The organism is Pseudomonas sp. NBRC 111132 (assembly GCF_001320565.1).
GTDB classification, from domain to species: Bacteria; Pseudomonadota; Gammaproteobacteria; order Pseudomonadales; family Pseudomonadaceae; genus Aquipseudomonas; species Aquipseudomonas putida_P.
In genome coordinates this window covers 23,168-42,441 of sequence record NZ_BCBI01000010.1, presented here as the reverse complement: position 1 = coordinate 42,441, position 19,274 = coordinate 23,168, and the positions used below count along the sequence as shown (strand labels likewise).

At 63.0% G+C, this 19,274-nt stretch carries 14 protein-coding genes; 2 read left to right on the top strand and 12 right to left on the bottom strand.

The genetic code is table 11. The features are described 5' to 3' along the window. Positions 1-41: 41 nt before the first annotated feature. Together APH35_RS06980 and APH35_RS06975 are read right to left on the bottom strand one after the other, a co-directional pair. A complete protein-coding gene (locus APH35_RS06980) occupies positions 42-1,907 on the bottom strand; it encodes an NAD(P)/FAD-dependent oxidoreductase (protein ID WP_060514468.1) in 1,866 nt (621 codons plus the stop codon). A 55-nt stretch (positions 1,908-1,962) separates the two neighbouring features. Next, on the bottom strand, positions 1,963-2,868 hold the full coding sequence (locus tag APH35_RS06975) for a LysR family transcriptional regulator (protein WP_012273322.1): 906 nt from the start codon (positions 2,866-2,868) through the stop codon (positions 1,963-1,965). Positions 2,869-2,945: 77 nt separating this feature from the next. Between APH35_RS06975 and APH35_RS06970 the strand changes: the two genes are divergently transcribed. Continuing rightward, positions 2,946-4,181 (top strand): flavin monoamine oxidase family protein, encoded by a 1,236-nt coding sequence (locus tag APH35_RS06970; protein ID WP_060493899.1) that lies wholly within the window; start codon positions 2,946-2,948, stop codon positions 4,179-4,181. Positions 4,182-4,184: 3 nt separating this feature from the next. On the opposite strand, the gene APH35_RS06965 is transcribed toward APH35_RS06970, so the two are convergent. From APH35_RS06965 to gloB, 10 genes are all read right to left on the bottom strand, one after another. Continuing rightward, positions 4,185-7,115, bottom strand: coding sequence for an aminotransferase (locus APH35_RS06965; RefSeq protein ID WP_060493898.1), 2,931 nt, complete (start codon positions 7,113-7,115; stop codon positions 4,185-4,187). A 141-nt stretch (positions 7,116-7,256) separates the two neighbouring features. Then, on the bottom strand, positions 7,257-7,823 hold the full coding sequence (locus tag APH35_RS06960; RefSeq protein WP_012273319.1) for an HD domain-containing protein: 567 nt from the start codon (positions 7,821-7,823) through the stop codon (positions 7,257-7,259). A 64-nt stretch (positions 7,824-7,887) separates the two neighbouring features. Further along, entirely contained in the window at positions 7,888-8,457 is a 570-nt protein-coding gene (locus tag APH35_RS06955; RefSeq protein WP_060514467.1) for a helix-turn-helix domain-containing protein, read from the bottom strand. A 2-nt stretch (positions 8,458-8,459) separates the two neighbouring features. Further along, positions 8,460-10,067, bottom strand: a complete 1,608-nt coding sequence (locus tag APH35_RS06950) for an ABC transporter ATP-binding protein (protein ID WP_012273317.1) — start codon at positions 10,065-10,067, stop codon at positions 8,460-8,462. 1 nt (position 10,068) lies between these two features. Then, entirely contained in the window at positions 10,069-11,088 is a 1,020-nt protein-coding gene (locus tag APH35_RS06945) for an ABC transporter permease (RefSeq protein WP_012273316.1), read from the bottom strand. 1 nt (position 11,089) lies between these two features. Beyond that, positions 11,090-12,163: a microcin C ABC transporter permease YejB gene (locus APH35_RS06940; RefSeq protein WP_060514466.1), complete on the bottom strand. Its 1,074-nt coding sequence runs from the start codon at positions 12,161-12,163 to the stop codon at positions 11,090-11,092. Position 12,164: 1 nt separating this feature from the next. After that, complete coding sequence (locus APH35_RS06935; protein ID WP_060514465.1) at positions 12,165-14,000, bottom strand: extracellular solute-binding protein; 1,836 nt, start codon at positions 13,998-14,000, stop codon at positions 12,165-12,167. Continuing rightward, entirely contained in the window at positions 13,997-15,826 is a 1,830-nt protein-coding gene (locus APH35_RS06930; RefSeq protein ID WP_209976227.1) for an extracellular solute-binding protein, read from the bottom strand. Before APH35_RS06930 ends, APH35_RS06935 begins: the two co-directional genes overlap by 4 nt. Positions 15,827-16,093: 267 nt before the next feature. Beyond that, positions 16,094-17,524: a lytic transglycosylase domain-containing protein gene (locus APH35_RS06925; RefSeq protein ID WP_060514464.1), complete on the bottom strand. Its 1,431-nt coding sequence runs from the start codon at positions 17,522-17,524 to the stop codon at positions 16,094-16,096. Between the two features lie 100 nt (positions 17,525-17,624). Then, positions 17,625-18,404, bottom strand: a complete 780-nt coding sequence (gene gloB / locus APH35_RS06920) for a hydroxyacylglutathione hydrolase (protein WP_060514463.1) — start codon at positions 18,402-18,404, stop codon at positions 17,625-17,627. 85 nt (positions 18,405-18,489) lie between these two features. Between gloB and APH35_RS06915 the strand changes: the two genes are divergently transcribed. Then, entirely contained in the window at positions 18,490-19,263 is a 774-nt protein-coding gene (locus tag APH35_RS06915; protein WP_012273310.1) for a class I SAM-dependent methyltransferase, read from the top strand. The last annotated feature ends 11 nt before the right edge of the window (positions 19,264-19,274 follow it).

Below are 19,274 nucleotides of genomic sequence, written 5' to 3'. Positions count from 1 at the left end.
TAGGATATTTCGCTTTAGCACGAGGCAACCCCTGGCATGCGCTACCCGAACAACTCGTTCACCGCACGTGACGCTTCATCAATAGCCGCATGCGCATAGGCCTCCCAGGCCGCATCAGAGTTGGCTATGGCCACATTGCCGACCTTCTGGCGGGCGAGGTTCATCAGCTTTTCACTCTCTTCTTCGTCATCGAACAGGCTGTTGGCGAAGTACGAGTAACCGTGTGGCCAACGGTTGATGGTAATGGCCTGAACATCCTTGTGATAGTCAAAGCCGGCCGGCCCCAGCATGGCCTGTAGCTGGTCACGCACCATGCCCTCCATCTGCTCGAAGTTCATGGCGTACAGCTTGCTGCGGCCGACGCGGGCCTGGCTACGAGCATCCATGCTTGCGTTGGGCGTGGTCGGTACGTAGACCATGTGCAGGCCTATGGGCTGGTCGGGGTCGCGTGGATGGCTGTAGCCGCCGATGTCCACCGGATAATCCAGCTTGACGCGGCTGTAGGGCTGGTTCGGGGCGTAGATTTCGTGCACGCCCAATTTCATGAAGCTGTGCCAGTTGCGAATCACCACCTTGGTGTACACCAGCGGGAACTTCACGTTCTGCGCCAAGGCGTGGGCCTGCTCGGTGCAGAGGTCGCGCAGCAGGTAGGGGATCATCATGTTGTAGCAGGCCAGTATGCAGTGCTTGCCGTGTACCCGGTGCAGCTGGCCGGCCCGGCTGTAGCCGATGTCGACGCCACCGTTGCGGTTGCCGACGCTGACTGCGGTGCTGTTCAGGCGCAGGCGTACCGGGCTTTGTGCCACGTCCAGCCTGGCGTAATCGAAGGGCGCCAGGACAATGTCGTTCATGTCGTTGCCGGGTGCTACAGCGGGGATCAGGCTACGCACCAGTAGCCGTGCCAGCGAGGCGTTGCCGTCGGGGAAGTGATAGATGTAGGGCTCTTCCATTTCTGCTTTCAGCGCTTCGCTGACCGGCGCAAGGCCCAAGGCGGCAAAGCCGGGGAAGCCCACGCCATAGGCGTCGGCGGCGGCCACGGCATCGATGCTCAGCGCGGAAAAGTCGTTGGTGCGGCTGAGGAAGTAGCGCGCTGCCGCTTCGCTCAGGCCGACGTCTTTGCGCAGGAAGTCCTGATAGCTGGTCTTGGCCAGATAGGCCTCTTTCTGTTCCAGGGTTTTGCCCGCCAGGTAGTCTCTGGGTGCTTCGTGCAGATCGATCAATGCCTGGCGGTCGGCCTCGGGCAGTGGGAAGTCGCCAATGAACGCACGCCAGCTGCGCGCGTTGAGTTTGTCCGGGGCAATGTCGTCGGCGACCATGGGCGTCGGATCGCCACTGACCAGCTTCGCTTCGCCGAAGCCGGCCTTGTCGAAGAATACGCCACGAGACAAGCCGAGGTTGGGGTAAAAGTTGCGGTCGAAGGCGGTCTGGAAGCGGTCCACGTCCACGTTCAGTCGTTTGAGCAGGCCGTTCACCGTAGCGCTGTAAAGGTGCTTGGGCGACTGGAAGGCTTCGCTGCCGCCGTAGCCAAGGATCATCTGGCTTCCCGCCTGGAATTCGTTGCGCTTGGCATGGCCGCCGAAGTCGTCGTGGTTCTCGATGATCAGCACGCGCGCGGTTGGGTGCTGCTGCCGATAGAACCAGGCTGCGGACAAGCCGCTGATGCCCGCGCCGACCACCACCAGATCGTACTGCTCCTCAATCTTCAGGCTGCTGGTGTCGAATACTTTCTTTTCCCAGCCCATCTGGTGCGCAACTTCGAATGCACCGGGGTGGCTGCCGCGCAGCCCGGTGAGGGCGGGCGGGTAGTAGCGGCCGGAAGGCGCGGCCTGGAGTATTTGCAATGGGGTGAGCCCGGCACCGATGGTGAGGGCTACGCCATTGAGGAAGTCGCGTCGAGTGATGGTCATGTCAGTGTCCTTACTGGGTAACCTTTGGTTTGCTCGAAGCGTAGTCGGGTATGGCTCAGGACCTTGGGGATTCTGTTTCAAAGCATTGGCGCATGACGTCCAGGTAACGCCTGGCGCCCAGGCCCAACGGCCGCGACTTTATCCAGATGATGTCCACCCACAAGCGCAGGCGGCTGGCCATGTTGTCAAAGCGTACCTCGGCCAGTGCGCCCGAAGCGATCAGCGGTTCAACCAGTGGCTGCGGCAGGTAGGCCCAGCCCAGCCCTGACTGCACCAGGTCCAGCGTGGCCAGGTAGCTGTCGGTCAGCCAGATGCGCCGCGACAGCACCATGCGCGGGTCTGACCCGGTGGCCTTGCCCGAGGCCACGATGATCTGCCGTTGTTCGGCGAAGGCCTCTTCAGGCAGAGGCGTACCGCTGTTTTGCCCGGCAGGATGGCGCGGTGAGGCGACGGCCACCAGCAATTGGCTGCCGGCTTCGAGGAATGACTCGCGCTCGTCGATGCCGGGCCGTTCGAACACCAGCGCCAACTGCACACTGCCGTCATGCAGCAGGCGAATGGCTTCGGTCTGGGTGGCGGAGCGCACTTCGATTTCCAGGCTGGGGAATTCCTGGGCGAGGACTTCCAGCGGCTGGCTCCAGCGGCCGGTCTGCAACTCGGGCGCCATGGCGATGGTCAGGCGTTTTTCCAGGCCCTTGTGCAATTGCAGGGCTTGGGCGTCGAGCAGGTTGAGTTGGCAGATCACCTGCCTGGCTTGGGGTTCCAGTGCCAGGGCGGCACTGGTGGGTAAGGCTTTGCGTGTGGCGCGGTCGAACAATGGCAGGTCCAGCTCCGCTTCCAGCTGGGCGATCGCCATGCTCACGGCCGAAGGTACACGGCCCAATTTGCGGGCGGCGGCGGAGAACGAGCCGGCATCCAGCACCGCGAGGAATATTGCCAGGGAGTCGCTGCTAAAGGCCATTGTCAGTAAACCTGATGATGATCATCTTTTATTGCTAGAAATTATGAACATTAATGCACATTCAGGACAGTCCCCTCATGGAGAAGCGCGTGCACAGACCAACCGCTTGGCATGTCACTCACTGGAGTACAGACCCGTTCAGCCTCGGTGCCTACAGTGCCCTGTTGCCTGGGGGGACGCCGCAGCATCGGAGTGCCTTGGGCCAAGTGCTGAACGAGCGCTTGGTCATTGCCGGAGAAGCCTGTAACGCCACTGCGCCGGCGATGACACATGGCGCTTGGGATGATGGGCTGCGTGCCGCCGAGGCAGCCTTGAGGGCCGGCGCGCGCAAGGTGATCGTGATTGGTGCGGGCTGTGCAGGCCTGGCCGCCGCGCAACGCTTGCGGGCGTGGGGTATCGATTGCACGGTGCTGGAGGCACGTGGGCGAACAGGTGGGCGCACGCACACGGTCGAGTTGGGCGGCGTGAAAGCGGATGAAGGTGCGGCATGGCTTCAGCATTTCGCCGAGAATCCATTGGCCGCCGTTGCGCAGCAACATGGGTTGGCTTGTGTCGAGACCGACTTCAGTTTCCCGCTTGCAGCAGCAAGCGGTGGAGAGTTGCCGGATGTCGACGCGGCCTGGGACGCCTTGACCCAGCAGCTTGACCGGCGACTGCCTTTGTCTGAGGCGATCAACCGCTACATGGCCACACTCGACCCTGTGCACGCGCGCGCCGCTCAGTTCGCCATCGACGCCAACCTTGTACTGGAAGCATGTTTGCCCGTGGAGCAACTGTCGGTCAGTGCCCTGGACGAGGAGGGTGTCGGGCATGGCGATTGGATGCTGCCAGGTGGTTACAGCGAGCTTGTCGACTTGCTGGCGAAGGATCTGGATATCCGTCTGAACACGCCGGTCACGCAGATAGACTGGTCGAGCGCGCGCGTCAAGGTGAACGATGAGGTATGCGATTTCTGCATTTGCACAGTCCCTGTAGGGGTATTGAAAGCGTTGCATTTCATTCCCGCGCTACCTGTAACTCAGCGACAAGCGCTGGCTCATCTGGGGATGGGCATGCTGGAAAAGGTGATTTTGCAGTTCGAAGAGCGCTGGTGGCCATGCTCACCCTCCGGCTACCTGCGCTGGTACGACGTACCTGCCAGCTGGGGCGAATGGCTTGACCTGACCGATGCCGTGGGCAAGCCTGCCATTGCCGGGCTGATTGCCGCCGATGCGATCGAGCGGCAGTTCAGTGGGCGTACTGATGAGCAGATTGCCATTGCAGCAACTGAGGCGTTGCAGGCGTGGGCCGCGGCGATTCGGTCCACGCCTTGATACTTACAGCCCTTCGCCCAGCACCCTGTCGATGCAGTCGACAAAGTAGTCCACACTCGCTCGGCTGGTGCACATCGGTGGCTTGATCTTGAGAATGTTCAGGTAGTCGCCGGTCGGTTGCATGAAGATGCCAAGGTCACGCAGCCGATTGCACAGCGTCATGGTTTCTTCGGTGGCCGGTTCCAGGGTTGCGCGGTCGCGCACCAGCTCCAGTCCCAGGTAGAAACCCGAGCCATGTGCCGCGCCGGCCAGCGGGTACTTGTCGACCAGGGCCTGCAGACGGGCCTTGAAGTAGCTCCCGGTGTCGCGGGCGTTGTCCCACAGGCCTTCCTCCTGCATCACGTCCAGTACCGCCATGCCGATGCGGCAGCTGACCGGGCTGCCACCGGCCGAGGAGAAGAAGTAACCCTCGGCCTCCAGCGCCTCGGCGATTTCACGGCGGGTGATGACCACGCCCAGCGGCTGGCCGTTGCCCATGCCCTTGGCCATGGTAATGATGTCGGGCACCACGCCTTGTTCTTCGAACCCCCAGAAGTACTCGCCCAGGCGGCCATAGCCCACCTGCACTTCGTCGGCGATGCACACGCCACCTCGGGCGCGGACCTTGGCATAGGCGTCGCGCAGGTAGCCTGCGGGCAACGAGATGCCGCCGGCATTGCCGTACACCGGTTCGCAGATGATACCCGCCAACTGGCGGCCTCGGGCGTCCAGGGCAGCCAGCTTGGCGTCGACGTCCTGCAGGTAGTCGGCGGCGCTGTCGGCACCGCGGAAACGCCCCCGGAACGTGTTCGGCGCCTCGACCGGGTGTACCCAGTCCGGGCGGGTTTCCAGGGCTTGCGGGTTGTCGGCGATGGAGGTGGAAATGGCATCGGTGGCCACCGACCAGCCGTGGTAGGCCTCCAGTACGCTGAGCAGGTCACGCCCGCCGCTGTAGGCCCAGGCCAGGCGAATCGCCAGGTCGTTGGCTTCGGTGCCGCTGTTGACCATGAAGACCCTGTCGAAACCGTCGGGGGCCAGGTCCAGCAGGCGTTCGGAGAATTCGGTGATCGCCGCGTAGTGGAAGCGTGAGTTGGTGTTCAGCAGCGACCACTGCCGCGCCGACTCGGCGGCCATGCGCGGGTGGCCGTGGCCCAGTACCGCGACATTGTTGAGCATGTCCAGGTACGAGCGGCCCTGCATGTCGATCAAGTAGTTGCGCCAGCCGCGCTCGATGTGTGGAGGTTGCGCGTAGTAGTGCTTCTGCGAGCGGGCGAAGCTGGCATCGCGGCGGGCCAATAGTGCTTGTGGGTCGGGCAGCGGATCGGCATCGCAATCGAAGCCTAGCAGCGCGGCTGGCGACGGGCACAGGGCCAGCCAGGCAGCAGCTTGGGACGGCGTGGCGAAGAACGACGGCTGGACGCCGTTGTCCAGGCACAACTGCACGCTGAGGAAGCCACAACTGCGGCCCAGGGACTGGCCTTTTTCTACGGCCTGGCCGTCTGCCGGAGCGTCCTCCAGGCCCTGCAGCCACAAAGCCCAGTGCGTGGTGCGCAGGCAGCCACGGCCGTCGCCATGGCGCTGCCAGATGCCGGTTTCCGGCGCCTGCACCTGGGAGCCGTTGGCCACGTGCAGCTCAACGCCGAGGGCGCAGGTGGCGGGCTCTTCAGGGCGATCAATATGGGTTTGCGAAAGGCGATATTGCCCGTGCAGGCTGCAGGCCGGAGCGGCCTGCAACGTCAGCAGGTGCTGGTCGAAACCGGGTTGCTCCCAGTTTCCGGCCTCGCAATATGTGCTGAGCACCCCCAGGTCTACCCGTGTTACAGCCTGCCCGGCCAGTTCGGGGAGCAAGGGGGCGCAACCGCTCAAGTCCGGCGCCTTGGGTTGCAGGCCCGCAGCCTGCAGGATAGCGGCTTCCATCAGCGCGAAAGGCACAGCGGTGGCGGTGTCGAAGATTTCCCATTCATGGGCGACGTTGTCGCGGGTGTATTGGTTGCCCGGGTCCACGGCAAGTTGTTGCGCGCTGCTCAGCACCAGCACTGCGGCGCGATTGAGCACCAGTGGCCAGAGGGCACGTACTTCGGCTTCGGTCAGTGGGTTGAGCGCCTGGTAGGCACTGATTGCCGGCAGGATCCGCAGCGGGTCGCCTTCGGCGTGGTGCAGCAGCGCCGCGCAAGTCACCGACAGGTCGGCGATGCGCCAGGTACGCAGCAGGTCGCCGAAGTCGATCACCCCTTGCAACTGCCACTGGCGTTCGCCATCGCGGGCCCACACGGTGTTGTCGTCGGTGATGTCCAGGTGCACCGCCTGGCTTGGCAGTTGATTGACCAGGGGCGCCAGATGCTCGGCTGCCAGCTGGGTAGCCTGTTCGATGCGGGCGCGTTGCTCGGTATTCTGCAGCACGGGCAACAGGTGCTGGATCAGCGCCTGGGCATGTTGCGGGTCCCATTGCAGTGTGCGTGCAAGGCCGGGGTGGTCGAAGTCGACCAAGGCCTTGTCCAGCTTCGCGCAAAGCCCGCCCAGTTCAGCCATCAGACGTGGCGCCATGTGCTTGAGGCGGGTCAGCGGCTGACCTTCGATGTACTCGAGCAGGCGTATGCGCAGTGGTTGCCCGTCCAAGTCCAGTGTCAGCAACCCCTGGTCATCGAGGGCTGGGCGTACGGCCGGCACCGGCAAGCCCTGATTGCGCAGGAAGGCCAGGGCGGCGTGCTGCGCCTCCAGTTCCAGTTGCGCGTAGCTGCCATGGCAAGCCTTGAGTACAAAGCCGCCTTGTGGCGTGGTCACGCGGAAATTCAGGTCTTGCTGGCTGCCTAGCGCGGTCAGGTTGCCGGCAATGCCATAGTGCTTCTGTAGCACGGCGTGTGCCTGGGTTTCGCTGAGCGAAGGGCTGGGCAGGCCAGAACGCTGGATCAGCGTGGCCAGGGCAGGGGAGGCGGGCGGGTGCTGTGGGCTGGACATTAGGCTCTACCGTTGCTGCTGGGGGTTGACGGTGGAGAATTTATGCCCGATTCGGCTGACGATGGAAGACGATTGTTTTCAGAATTTCTGACAATTGGGGCTCAGCCAGTGACGCGCCTTAAGTCCGGCCCCGCCAACACGTCAGCTATTCAGGCGTTTGCGTGTTTCCTCATCGATTACTCGCCTCAACGAGGCCAGGAACGGTATGGCATCGGTATAGCGTCGGCCATACTCAAGATTGAACGCATAGTCGAAACCGGGCGGGTTATCGCCTTGGGTGTGTTGCAGCAGAGTCTCGATTTTGTCCAAGGCCTTGACCACTTTGGCCTCTGGCGTACTGGCCGCTTCGTACTCATCGAACAAGCCAACGATGCTGTCCTGCATCGAGGGTTCCAGCATAGAGGTCATGGCAACCAGGTCCTGCCGCTCATTCGTCCCTTTGTCTGGAACCGCATGCGCTTGCGGCGCAGGTACATCACCACTCAGCGCTTCCCCAAGGTCATGGACCAGGCATAGCTTGAGCACCTTGCAGATATCGACATCACCCAGTTCTTGTTCGAACACCAGCGCCAGCAACGCCAGCCGCCAACTGTGCTCGGCGGTGCTTTCACGCCGGCCTGTCGAGGTGTGGGCGCTGCGTGTCACGCTCTTGAGCTTTTCGGCTTGGCGCAGGAAGTCGAGTTTTCCATCAAGATTGTGGTTTGGCACGGCGGGTGACCTCTTGCTGATACAGAGGTGAATCTTCGGCTCACCGCAGGCCTGCGTCCACGCATTAAATATGCGCGAGGGTTTCGACCAGCCTGGCAGTTGAGCCATCCGACAGGGTGAACCGGGTCCAACGGCACAGGCTGTGCTGGATGGGCACCAGCGAAGAACCGTTCGTGCCGGTGGTGAACTCCAGCGCCGGCGAGGCCTGGTTGTCGTGCCAGCCGATGCCTGCCAAGCGCTGTTCCTGGCTGGCGATTTCCTCTGTCGCGAATGGCCACAGCGAGACACCCAGCAAATCACTGATGGGCACACTGAACTCAGCTTCGCGGGAAGGCGAGCAGGCCAGCAGGCGGTGGGTAAGGTCGCACACCAAGTGCACCGGTTGCGAGCTGCCCGACACAAGGCGCGCCAACGCGTGATCCGCGGCGCTGCTGAGCTTGGCTTTGAGCAAGGCTTCGATACGCGCCCGTTGCTCGGGCTCGGCGTCCTGCGCGCCTGACTCCCAGCGAGAAATGGTCGACTGGCACACCCCGAACATCTGCGCGGCGTGCAGCTGTTTGACCCGGTTCAACAGGCGCCAGTGCTTTAGCAGGGGGCCGATGGGGGTGCTGCGAAGTGAAGGTGAGGTATTCATTGCTACGAAGCCTCAACCTCCAGGAACGCCGCTTCCAGCAGCTGCCGCGTATACGGATGTTGCGGCGCATGGAATATCGCCTGCGCATCACCTTGTTCAACAACATGCCCATGTTTGATCACCATCAACTGGTGGCTCAGCGCCTTCACCACCGCCAGGTCATGGCTGATGAACAGGTACGTCAGGTTGTACTTCTGCTGCAGATTGCGTAGTAGCTCCACCACCTGCCGCTGCACCGTGCGGTCCAGCGCGGAGGTAGGCTCATCCAGCAGAATCAGCGCCGGCTTCAACACCAGCGCCCGGGCAATGGCAATACGCTGGCGCTGCCCACCGGAAAACTCATGCGGGTAGCGATGCCGAGTCCTTGGGTCTAGCCCCACTTCCTCCAGCGCCGCAATAATCGCCGTTTCCTGTTCCTGCGCGTTGCCAATACCGTGAATGCGCAGCCCTTCACCGACAATGTCCGCCACGCACATGCGCGGGCTAAGGCTGCCGAATGGGTCCTGGAACACCACCTGCATCTCACGCCGCAGCGGGCGCACGGCTTTCTGGTTCAGCCCTTCGAGGTTCTGCCCATGGAAGCGAATGCCGCCCTGGCTGGAAATCAGCCGCAAGATCGCCAGGCCCAACGTGGACTTGCCCGACCCGGACTCGCCGACAATGCCCAGTGTCTGCCCCTGCGGCAAGCTGAAGTTGACCCCGTCCACCGCCTTCACATGGTCGACCGTACGCCGCAAAAAGCCCTTTTTGATCGGGAACCATACCTTGAGGTCATCCACCTCCAGCAGCGGCGCCCCGACCGGGTTGTGCGCTGGCAGCCCGCTGGGCTCGGCATTGATCAGCATCTGCGTGTAGTGGTGCTGCGGGGCGCTGAACAGTGTGGCGCATTCAGCCTGTTCCACGATCTGCCCGCGCTGCATCACGCACACGCGGTGGGCGATGCGGCGTACCAGGTTCAGGTCATGGCTGATCAGTAGCAGAGCCATGCCCAGGCGTGCCTGCAGTTCCTTGAGCAGGTCGAGAATCTTCAACTGCACGGTCACATCCAGCGCCGTGGTCGGTTCGTCGGCAATCAGCAGCTCCGGCTCGTTGGCCAACGCCATGGCAATCATCACCCGCTGGCGCTGCCCGCCAGACAGTTCGTGGGGCAGGGCCTTGAGGCGCTTGCGCGGCTCGGGGATGCCGACCAGCTCCAGCAGCTCCAGGGTGCGGGCAGTCGCTTCCTTGCCGGTCAGGCCCTTGTGCAGCAGGAGGATTTCGTTGATCTGCTTCTCGATGCAATGCAGCGGGTTCAGCGAGGTCATCGGCTCTTGGAAGATCATCGCAATGCGGTTGCCGCGAATGCGCTGCAGGGTCTTCTCGTTTTGCTGCAGCAGGTCCTTGCCCTCGTAGCGGATGCTGCCGCTGGGGTGACGGGCCAGCGGGTAGGGCAGCAGGCGCAGGATCGAGTGCGCGGTGACCGATTTGCCCGAGCCACTCTCGCCCACCAGGGCCAGTGTCTCGCCCTTGCGGATGTCGAAGCTGATGCCGTCCACCACCCGGTTGACCTGGTCGCCGGTGACAAACTCCACCGCCAGATCGCGCACTTCGATCAGGTTCTGTTCACTCATGTCACTTCCTCGGGTCGAAGGCATCGCGGGCGGATTCACCAATGAACACCAGTAGGCTCAGCATCAACGCCAGCACGGCAAAGGCGCTGATGCCCAACCATGGGGCCTGCAGGTTGGATTTGCCCTGGGCCACCAGCTCGCCCAGCGAGGGCGAGCCCGCGGGCAGGCCGAAGCCGAGGAAATCCAGGGCGGTGAGGGTGCCGATGGCGCCGGTGAGAATGAACGGCATGAAGGTCATGGTCGAGATCATGGCATTGGGCAGGATGTGCCGGTACATGATCGCGCCGTTGCGCATGCCTAGCGCGCGGGCGGCGCGTACGTATTCCAGGTTGCGCCCGCGCAGGAACTCGGCGCGTACCACGTCCACCAGGCTCATCCACGAAAACAGCAGCATGATGCCCAGCAGCCACCAGAAGTTTGGTTGCACGAAGCTGGCCAGGATGATCAGCAGGTACAGCACCGGCAGGCCCGACCAGACTTCCAGGAAGCGCTGCCCGGCCAGGTCGACCCAGCCGCCATAGAAGCCTTGCAAGGCGCCGGCGATGACGCCGACGATGGAGCTGGCCACGGTCAGGGTGAGGGCGAACAGTACCGAAATGCGGAAGCCGTAGATCACTCGTGCCAGCACGTCGCGGCCCTGGTCGTCGGTGCCCAGCCAGTTGTCCGCCGAGGGCGGCGCCGGGGCAGGTACGCGCAGGTCGTAGTTGATGCTTTGGTAGCTGAACGGGATGGGCGCCCACAGCACGAAGCTGTCTTTCTTGGCCAACAGCTCGCGGATGTAGGGGCTCTTGTAGTTGGCTTCCAGCGGGAATTCGCCGCCGAAGGTGGTTTCCGGGTAGCGCTTGAATGCCGGGAAATACCATTCGCCGTCGTAGCGCACAGCAACCGGTTTGTCGTTGGCGATCAGCTCGGCGCCCAGGCTCAAGCCGAACAGGACCAGGAACAGCCACAGCGACCACCAGCCACGGCGGTTGGCCTTGAAGCGCTCGAAGCGCCGGCGGTTGAGGGGGGACAAGGCCATGTCAGTGCTCCCGGCTGGCGAAGTCGATGCGTGGATCGACCAGGGTGTAGGTCAGGTCGCCGATCAGTTTCACCACCAGCCCCAGCAGGGTGAAGATGAACAGGGTGCCGAAGACCACCGGGTAGTCGCGGTTGATGGCCGCCTCGAAACTCATCAGGCCCAGGCCGTCAAGGCTGAAGATCACCTCGATCAGCAAGGAGCCGGTGAAGAAGATGCCGATGAACGCCGAGGGGAAACCGGCGATCACCAACAGCATGGCGTTGCGGAACACGTGGCCGTACAGCACCCGTGACCGGCTTAGGCCCTTGGCCTTGGCGGTGACCACGTATTGTTTGTTGATTTCGTCGAGGAAGCTGTTCTTGGTCAGCAGGGTCATGGTGGCGAAGTTGCCAATGACTAGCGCGGTGATCGGCAACACCAGGTGCCAGAAGTAATCCAGTACTTTACCGGTGGTACTCAGCTCATCGAAATTGTTGGAGGTGAGGCCACGCAGCGGGAACCAGTCGAAGTAGCTGCCGCCGGCGAACAGCACGATCAGCAGGATGGCGAACAGGAACGCCGGGATGGCGTAGCCGACGATGATCGCCGAACTGGTCCACACGTCGAAGTGGCTGCCATGGCGCACCGCCTTGGCGATGCCCAGCGGGATCGACACCAGGTACATGATCAGCGTGCTCCACAGCCCTAGCGAGATCGACACTGGCATCTTCTCGATGATCAGGTCGATGACCTTGGCATCGCGGAAGAAGCTGTCGCCAAAGTCGAGCTGGGCGTAGTTCTTGATCATGATCCACAGGCGCTCGGGCGGCGACTTGTCGAAGCCGTACATGCGCTCGATTTCAGCGATCAGCGCCGGGTCCAGGCCCTGTGCACCGCGGTAGTTGGAACCGGCAACGGAAACCTCGGCGCCGCCACCGGCGATGCGGCTGGTCGCGCCTTCGAAGCCTTCGAGCTTGGCGATCATCTGCTCGACCGGGCCGCCGGGGGCGGCCTGAACGATGATGAAGTTGATGATGAGGATGCCGAATAGGGTCGGGATGATCAGCAGCAGGCGGCGCAGGATGTAGGCCAGCATCTTAGTTGGCCTCGTCCGCAGGGGCTTCGCTGACCGCCGGGGTTACCCCGGGCTTGATCCACCAGGTATCGATGCCGATGTCGTACTTGGGCGACACTTTCGGATGGCCGATGTGGTTCCAGTAGGCCACGCGCCAGGTTTTGATATGCCAGTTGGGTATCACGTAGTAGCCCCACAGCAACACACGGTCGAGGGCGCGGCAGTGGTCGACCAGGCTCTGGCGCGAGTCGGCGTTGATCAGCTCTTCCACCAACTGGTCGATGGCCGGGTCGCGCAGGCCGATGAAGTTGCGGCTTCCGGGGTTGTCGGCGGCGGCACTTGACCAGAACTCGCGTTGTTCATTGCCCGGCGAGTTGGACTGCGGGTAGCCGCCGACGATCATGTCGTAGTCCCGAGATCGCAGGCGGGTAATGTATTGCGAAACATCGACCCGGCGGATGTTCAGCTCGATACCGAGGTCGGCGAGGTTGCGCTTGAACGGCAGCAGGATGCGCTCGAACTCGGTCTGCGCCAATAGAAACTCGATGCTTACCGGCTTGCCTTGGGCGTCGACCATCTTGTCGTCGACGATTTTCCAGCCGGCTTCCTGTAGCAGCTTGTAGGCCTGGCGCTGCTGCTCGCGGATCATCCCGCTGCCGTCGCTGACCGGGTTGTGGAAGGCCTCGGTAAATACCTGCTCGGGCACTTTGCCGCGCAATGGTTCGAGGATTTTCAACTCGCTGGGGCTGGGTAGGCCGTGGGCGGCCATTTCCGAATTGTCGAAGTAGCTGCCGGTGCGGGTGTAGGCGCCGTTGAACAGCTGCTTGTTGGTCCATTCGTAGTCCAGCAGCAGGCTCAGTGCCTGGCGCACCCGCACATCCTGGAACACCGGGCGGCGGATATTGAAGATGAAACCCTGCATGCCGGTGGGGTTGCCGTTGGGCAGTTCTTCCTTGATCAGACGGCCGTCGCGCACGGCGGGCACGTTGTAGGCGGTGGCCCAGTTCTTGGCGCTGACTTCCAGGGCATAGTCGAACGCGCCGGCCTTGAGTGCTTCCAGGGCGACAGTGGTGTCCCGGTAAGAGTCAAAGGTCATGACATCGAAATTATAGAAGCCACGGTTGATCGGCAGGTCTTTGGCCCAGTAGTCCTTGACCCGCTCGTAGCGCACCGAGCGCCCGGCTTTGACCTCGGCGACCTTGTACGGGCCGCTACCCAGCGGGATCTCCAGGTTGCCGCGGTTGAACTCGCGGTTTTCGTACCAGTGTTTGGGCAGTACTGGCAACTGGCCGAGAATCAACGGCAGCTCGCGGTTGTTGGTGTGCTTGAACTTGAACAGCACCTTCAGCGGGTCCTCGGCGACCACTTCGGCAACGTCGGCGTAGTACTGCCGGTACAGTGGTGCGCCGTCTTTGATTAGGGCGTTGAAGGTGAACACCACGTCGTCGGCGCGCATCGGGTGGCCGTCATGGAAGCGTGCTTCGGGGCGCAGGTAGAAGCGCACCCAGCTGTTGTCCGGGGCCTTTTCGATCTTGCCGGCGACCAGGCCGTACTCGGTGAACGGCTCATCCTGGCTCTGGCGCATCAGGGTGTCGTAGATGCTACCGATGTTCTCGGCCGCCACGCCTTTGTTGATGAACGGGTTGAGGCTGTCGAAGCCGCCAAAGCTGGACTGGCGGAAGGTGCCGCCCTTGGGCGCGTCCGGGTTGACGTAGTCGAAGTGCTTGAAGTTGGCGGGGTACTTGGGTGGCTCATCGTACAAGGTAAGCGCGTGTTGCGGTGCGGCCAGGGCGGGAAGGCTCAGGCAGGCGAGCAACAGGCTACCTGCCAGCCGGCGCAGACGGTGCGTTGGCGTCATTGGGCTTTCTCCGAAGTCTTGATCCACCAGCTGTTCAGCCCAAGGGTGTAGGGCGGCGTGGTGACGAAGGCGAACCGGTTGCGGTAGGCCAGGCGGTGATTGTCGAGGTACCAGTTGGGGATCATGTAGTACTGCCATGAGAGCACGCGGTCCAGGGCACGGGCGGCGGCGACCTGGTCATCGCGGGTGCGGGCGGCGAGCAAGGTGTCGAGCAGGTGGTCGACCACCGGGTCCTTGACCCCAGCATAGTTCTTGCTGCCCTTGGTCGCGGCCTGGCTGGAATGGAAGTACAGCCATTGTTCGAGGCCGGGGCTCAGGGTTTGGTTCAGGGTCATCAGAATCATGTCGAAATCGAACTGGTCCAGGCGTTGTTTGTACTGGGCACGGTCCACGGTGCGCAAGCGCGCATCGATGCCGATGCTGGACAGATTTTCGACATAAGGTTGCAGGATGCGTTCAAGGTTGGGGTTTACCAGCAGCAGCTCCATGCGCAGTTGCTGGCCTTTGCTGTCGACCAGGCGCTGGCCGTTCAGCTTCCAGCCGGCCTCGGCGAGCAGGCCCAGGGCCTGGCGTAGGGTCTGGCGGCTGATGCCACGGCCATCGGTGTGGCTGACCTTGTAGGGTTCGCTGAACAGTTTGGCGGGCAACTGGTCCCGGAATGGCGCGAGCAGCAGCCACTCTTTGCCGGTGGGCAGGCCGCTGGCGGCGAATTCGCTGTTGGGGTAGTAGCTGGTTGAGCGGCGGTAGGCGCTGCTGAACAGTGCGCGGTTGGTCCATTCGAAGTCGAGCATCAGCCCCAACGCCTGGCGTACCCGCGGGTCGCTGAATGTGGCCCGGCGGCTGTTCATGAACAGGCCCTGGGTTTGCGTGGGGATGCTGTGCGGGATTTGTGCCTTGATCACCTCGCCACGGCGCACGGCCGGGAAGTTGTAACCGTTGGCCCAGTTTTTTGCCTGGTGCTCGATGTAGATGTCGAATTCACCAGCCTTGAACGCTTCGAAGGCCACGGTGGCGTCGCGGTAGAACTCGTATTCCACCCGCTTGAAATTGTACTTGCCACGGTTGACCGCCAGGTCCTTGCCCCAGTAGTTCTTCACCCGTTCGAACACCAGCCGGCGCCCGGGTTGTACCTGGGTGATGCGGTAGGGGCCGCTGCCCAGGGGGGGCTCGAAGGTGGTGGCCTTGAAGTCGCGCTTTTGCCAATAGTGCTTGGGTAGCACCGGCATTTCGCCCAGGCGCAGGATCAGCAGCGGGTTGCCGGCGCGTTTGAACACGAAGCGGATGCGCAGCGGGCCCAGGATGTCCACCCGTTGTACTTCCTGCAGGTTGGTGCGGTAGATCGGGTGGCCGTCCTTGAGCAGCGTGCGGTAGGAGAAGGCCACGTCGGCCGAGGTTATCGGCTGGCCGTCATGCCAGCGGGCTTCCGGGCGCAGGTTGAACACCACCCAGCTGCGGTCCTCGCTGTACTCCACCGAGCGGGCGATCAGACCATAACTGGAGGTGGGCTCGTCACCGGACGGGTCGTACAGGCCGGTGCCGACCATCAGCGGCTCGTTAAGCTCGCTGATGCCGTACTGCTGGAAATTGGGCGTGGTTATAGGGCTCGACCCCTTGAAGGTGTAGGGGTTGAGGGTGTCGAAGGTGCCAAAAGCCATGGCCCGCAAGGTGCCGCCCTTGGGCGCTTGCGGGTTGACCCAGTCGAAGTGGGTGAAGGTGGCTGGGTACTTGAGCGTGCCGAACTGCGCGTATCCGTGGCTTTCGCTCACCATCGCGGCTGCGGGAAAGCTCAAGGCCAGGCTGAGTGATAGCAGGAGGGGACGTATCAAGTCGGCATCCGATCCAGAGGCGTTGGGCTTTGATCGGGTACAGTAACAGCTTGGTGGGGTTGGAAAAAGAGAGGTTTTGAGGGAGGGGTTGGTGGTACAGGTCGGCGTGAGCGGCGTGGTACCTGTGGGAGCGGCCTTGTGTCGCGAAAGGGGCGCTTAGCGGCCCCAGGGTCTCAGCTTCGCAGCTTGCATTGCCGGGGCTGCTTCGCAGCCCTGTCGCGACACAAGGCCGCCCCACAGGGCCGCGCAATGGCCCTGAGCGTTATATCAATGCGAGAGGTAGACGGTCAGGGTTTGGCCCGGCTTGAGGGCGTGGCCGCTGCGTGGGTTCCAGCGTTTGAGGTGCTGCATTTCCACGTTGAAGCGCTTAGCCACCAGGTACAGCGAGTCGCCCTTGCGTACCTTGTACTGGGTGGAGCGCTTGCCGGCCGCCGCTACCCGGTTGCCGGCGGCGCTCGGTCCGCTGCCACCGCGAAGTGCCAGCACCTGGCCGGCACGCAGGTTGTTGCCGGACAGACGGTTCCAGCGTTTGATGTCATTGACCGAAACACGGTTGGCCTTGGCGATGGCGCCCAGGTTGTCGCCGCGTTTGACCCGGTAGCTGCGCGCGGCCACCGGTGCCTTGGCTTCGGCCACGGCGCGGGCGAACACGGCCTTGTTCGGTTGCAGGCTGACCAGCTGTTCTGGCTTGAGGTTGGACAGGCTGTCGCTCAGCAATTGCGCCTTGGCGGTCGGTACCAGCAACTGCTGCGGGCCGTCCACGGTCATGCGTTTCTTGAAGGCCGGGTTGAGTTGGATCAACTCGTCTTCGTCGATGTTGGCAAATGCCGCCACCCGCGACAGGTCGAGGCGGTCGTTGATGGCCACCGCTTCGAAATAGGGCTCGTTGGCGATCGGGTTCAGGTTCACGCCGTAGGCTTCAGGCGTGAGCACCACCTGCGACAGGGCCAGCAACTTGGGTACGTAGTCGCGGGTTTCCTGTGGCAGCGGCAGGTTCCAGTAGTCGGTTGGCAGCCCGAGCCGTTCGTTGCGTTCCATGGCGCGGCTGACCGTGCCTTCTCCGGCGTTGTAGGCGGCCAGGGCCAGCAGCCAGTCACCGTTGAACATGTCGTGCAGGCGGGTCAGGTAATCCAGCGCAGCGTTGGTCGACGCGGTGATGTCGCGGCGGCCATCGTAGAAGTTGGTCTGGCGCAGGTTGAAGTGACGGCCTGTGGCTGGCATGAACTGCCACATGCCGGCAGCACTGGCGCGTGAGTAGGCCATCGGGTTGTAGGCGCTTTCAATGGCGGGGAGCAGGGCCAGCTCCAGCGGCATGTCGCGTTCTTCAAGACGCTCGACGATGTAATGCAGGTAGAGGCTGCCACGCTCGCCAGCGCTTTCGATGAAGGTCGGGTTGCTGGCGAACCACAGGCGCTGTTGTTCGATGCGCGGGTTGACGTCGATGCTGTCCTGCAGGGCAAAGCCCTGGCGCATGCGCTCCCAGACATCCTGTGGTGCCTGCTCGGCCGGCTTGGCCAGCAGCGGTGAAGGTTTGTGCTTGATCCGCGCCTGGTAGTTGTGCGCGCGAACGCTTTCGGATTCGTCGAGCTGACGGGTGCTCTGGCAGCCCACCAAGGTGGCGGCCAGGGCCAGCGCACTGATTTGGGCCAGGCGCGTCAGGGCGACGGAATGAGAGGTTCTGCGGCTACGGGAAGACATCGGCTGACACAGGTATCCGGGCGAAAAATTTCGGCGATTCTAGAAACCGCTCCGGGCCTGGTCAACCTTTGACCATCACTTGCGATATATCTTGCGGTTATCAGAAGGTGTCCTTCCAAGACCTCAAGGCAGCAAAAACAGCGACATGCGAGGTGTTTGAATGTCCCTTCCATTCGTCTGCTTTTTGTTTAACTAATGTTTCAGAGGTACGTAAGAAGGGGTTGGTCAGACGCTCCAGGCCAATCGTTGAAGGCAAGCTGATGCGATTTTCGGCGCGTAAACGGGTAACGTCCTCGAAGCGTTGCTGAACGTGCGGATTGGTCGGCTCTACCGCCTTGGCGAAGCGCAGGTTGCTGAGGGTATATTCATGGGCGCAATACACTTCGGTCTGCTCTGGCAGTGCCGCCAGGCGGGCGAGGGCGGGCTGCATCTGTTCGGGTGTACCCTCGAACATGCGCCCGCAACCGGCGGCGAACAGCGTGTCGCCACTGAACAGAACGGGGGTTGTCGGCCCGTCGCTGAAGAAGGCAATGTGCCCCAGGGTGTGGCCGGGCACCGCCAGAACCTGGAAGGTCACGCCCAGCACGTCGACCTTGTCGCCTTCGTCCAGGGCCAGGTCGCGGGCGGGAATACGCTCGTTGGCGGGGCCGCAGACTCGCGCGCCGCTCAGTTGCTTCAGTCGTTCCACACCGCCGACGTGGTCGTTGTGGTGGTGGGTGACGAGGATGTCGCTCAGCACCCACTCCGGGTTGGCGGCCAGCCAGCGTTCCACCGGGGCGGCATCACCCGGATCGACCACCGCACAACGGCGTTTGGCAGTATCCTGTAACAACCAGATGTAGTTGTCGGAGAAAGCGGGGAGAGCATCGATCTGTATCATGGTGCGGATCCGATTCGCCTAGCGTGGCACATGAGGGCATCTTAGCCGCGATGGCGCGGTGGGAGAACCTTCGAGGGAGAGCGCAATGACCGACCAAGCCTTTGCCCAGGCCGACCCGGACTGGGTCGAGCTGATCAGCCTGGCCCGTGAGTGGTTCAATGGGCCACTCGGCCAGCTGATGCTCAAGGAGGAAGAAAAACTGCTGAAAGAAGAGCTTGGGCGCTTCTTCGGCGGTTACCTGGTGCACTACGGGCCTTGCGCCGAGCCGCCACCGAGCGCGCCCCAGGTGCAGCGCAATGTGCGCCTCGGCGCGCCGCTGCCTGGGGTGGAGATCGTCTGCGAGGAGCAGGCCTGGCCGCTGAGCGAGCATGCTGCCGACGTGGTCGTGCTGCAGCATGGCCTGGATTTCTGCCTGTCACCCCATGGCCTGCTGCGCGAGGCCGCCAGTGCCGTGCGCCCGGGCGGGCACCTGCTGATTGTCGGCATCAACCCGTGGAGCAGCTGGGGCATGCGCCATTTCTTCAGCCATGGCGCGCTGCGCAAGGCGCGCTGCATCTCGCCGTCGCGGGTGGGCGACTGGCTCAACCTGCTGGGCTTCGCACTGGAGAAACGCCGCTTCGGGTGCTATCGTCCGCCGCTTGCTTCACCGGCCTGGCAGCAACGCCTGGAGGGCTGGGAACGGCTGGCCGGCGGTTGGCAGGGCTCCGGTGGCGGGGTGTACCTGCTGGTGGCGCGCAAGATGGTGGTAGGGTTGCGGCCACTGCGCCCGGAGCGCCGCGAGCCGATGGGCAAATTGCTGCCGCTGCCACTGGCCAAGGTCAACCGCACGGCGGCCAACCCCGAAACTGACAAGCACTGAATTCAAGAGTG

What these genes read in the sequence shown, in the direction of transcription:
- APH35_RS06945 (WP_012273316.1), bottom strand. Translation starts at nt 11,088, where the DNA reads ATGGCCTTGTCCCCCCTCAACCGCCGGCGCTTCGAGCGCTTCAAGGCC.
- APH35_RS06935 (WP_060514465.1), bottom strand. Translation starts at nt 14,000, where the DNA reads ATGACGCCAACGCACCGTCTGCGCCGGCTGGCAGGTAGCCTGTTGCTC.
- APH35_RS06950 (WP_012273317.1), bottom strand. Translation starts at nt 10,067, where the DNA reads ATGAGTGAACAGAACCTGATCGAAGTGCGCGATCTGGCGGTGGAGTTT.
- APH35_RS06925 (WP_060514464.1), bottom strand. Translation starts at nt 17,524, where the DNA reads ATGTCTTCCCGTAGCCGCAGAACCTCTCATTCCGTCGCCCTGACGCGC.
- APH35_RS06940 (WP_060514466.1), bottom strand. Translation starts at nt 12,163, where the DNA reads ATGCTGGCCTACATCCTGCGCCGCCTGCTGCTGATCATCCCGACCCTA.
- APH35_RS06970 (WP_060493899.1), top strand. Translation starts at nt 2,946, where the DNA reads ATGGAGAAGCGCGTGCACAGACCAACCGCTTGGCATGTCACTCACTGG.
- gloB (WP_060514463.1), bottom strand. Translation starts at nt 18,404, where the DNA reads ATGATACAGATCGATGCTCTCCCCGCTTTCTCCGACAACTACATCTGG.
- APH35_RS06955 (WP_060514467.1), bottom strand. Translation starts at nt 8,457, where the DNA reads ATGAATACCTCACCTTCACTTCGCAGCACCCCCATCGGCCCCCTGCTA.
- APH35_RS06915 (WP_012273310.1), top strand. Translation starts at nt 18,490, where the DNA reads ATGACCGACCAAGCCTTTGCCCAGGCCGACCCGGACTGGGTCGAGCTG.
- APH35_RS06965 (WP_060493898.1), bottom strand. Translation starts at nt 7,115, where the DNA reads ATGTCCAGCCCACAGCACCCGCCCGCCTCCCCTGCCCTGGCCACGCTG.
- APH35_RS06980 (WP_060514468.1), bottom strand. Translation starts at nt 1,907, where the DNA reads ATGACCATCACTCGACGCGACTTCCTCAATGGCGTAGCCCTCACCATC.
- APH35_RS06975 (WP_012273322.1), bottom strand. Translation starts at nt 2,868, where the DNA reads ATGGCCTTTAGCAGCGACTCCCTGGCAATATTCCTCGCGGTGCTGGAT.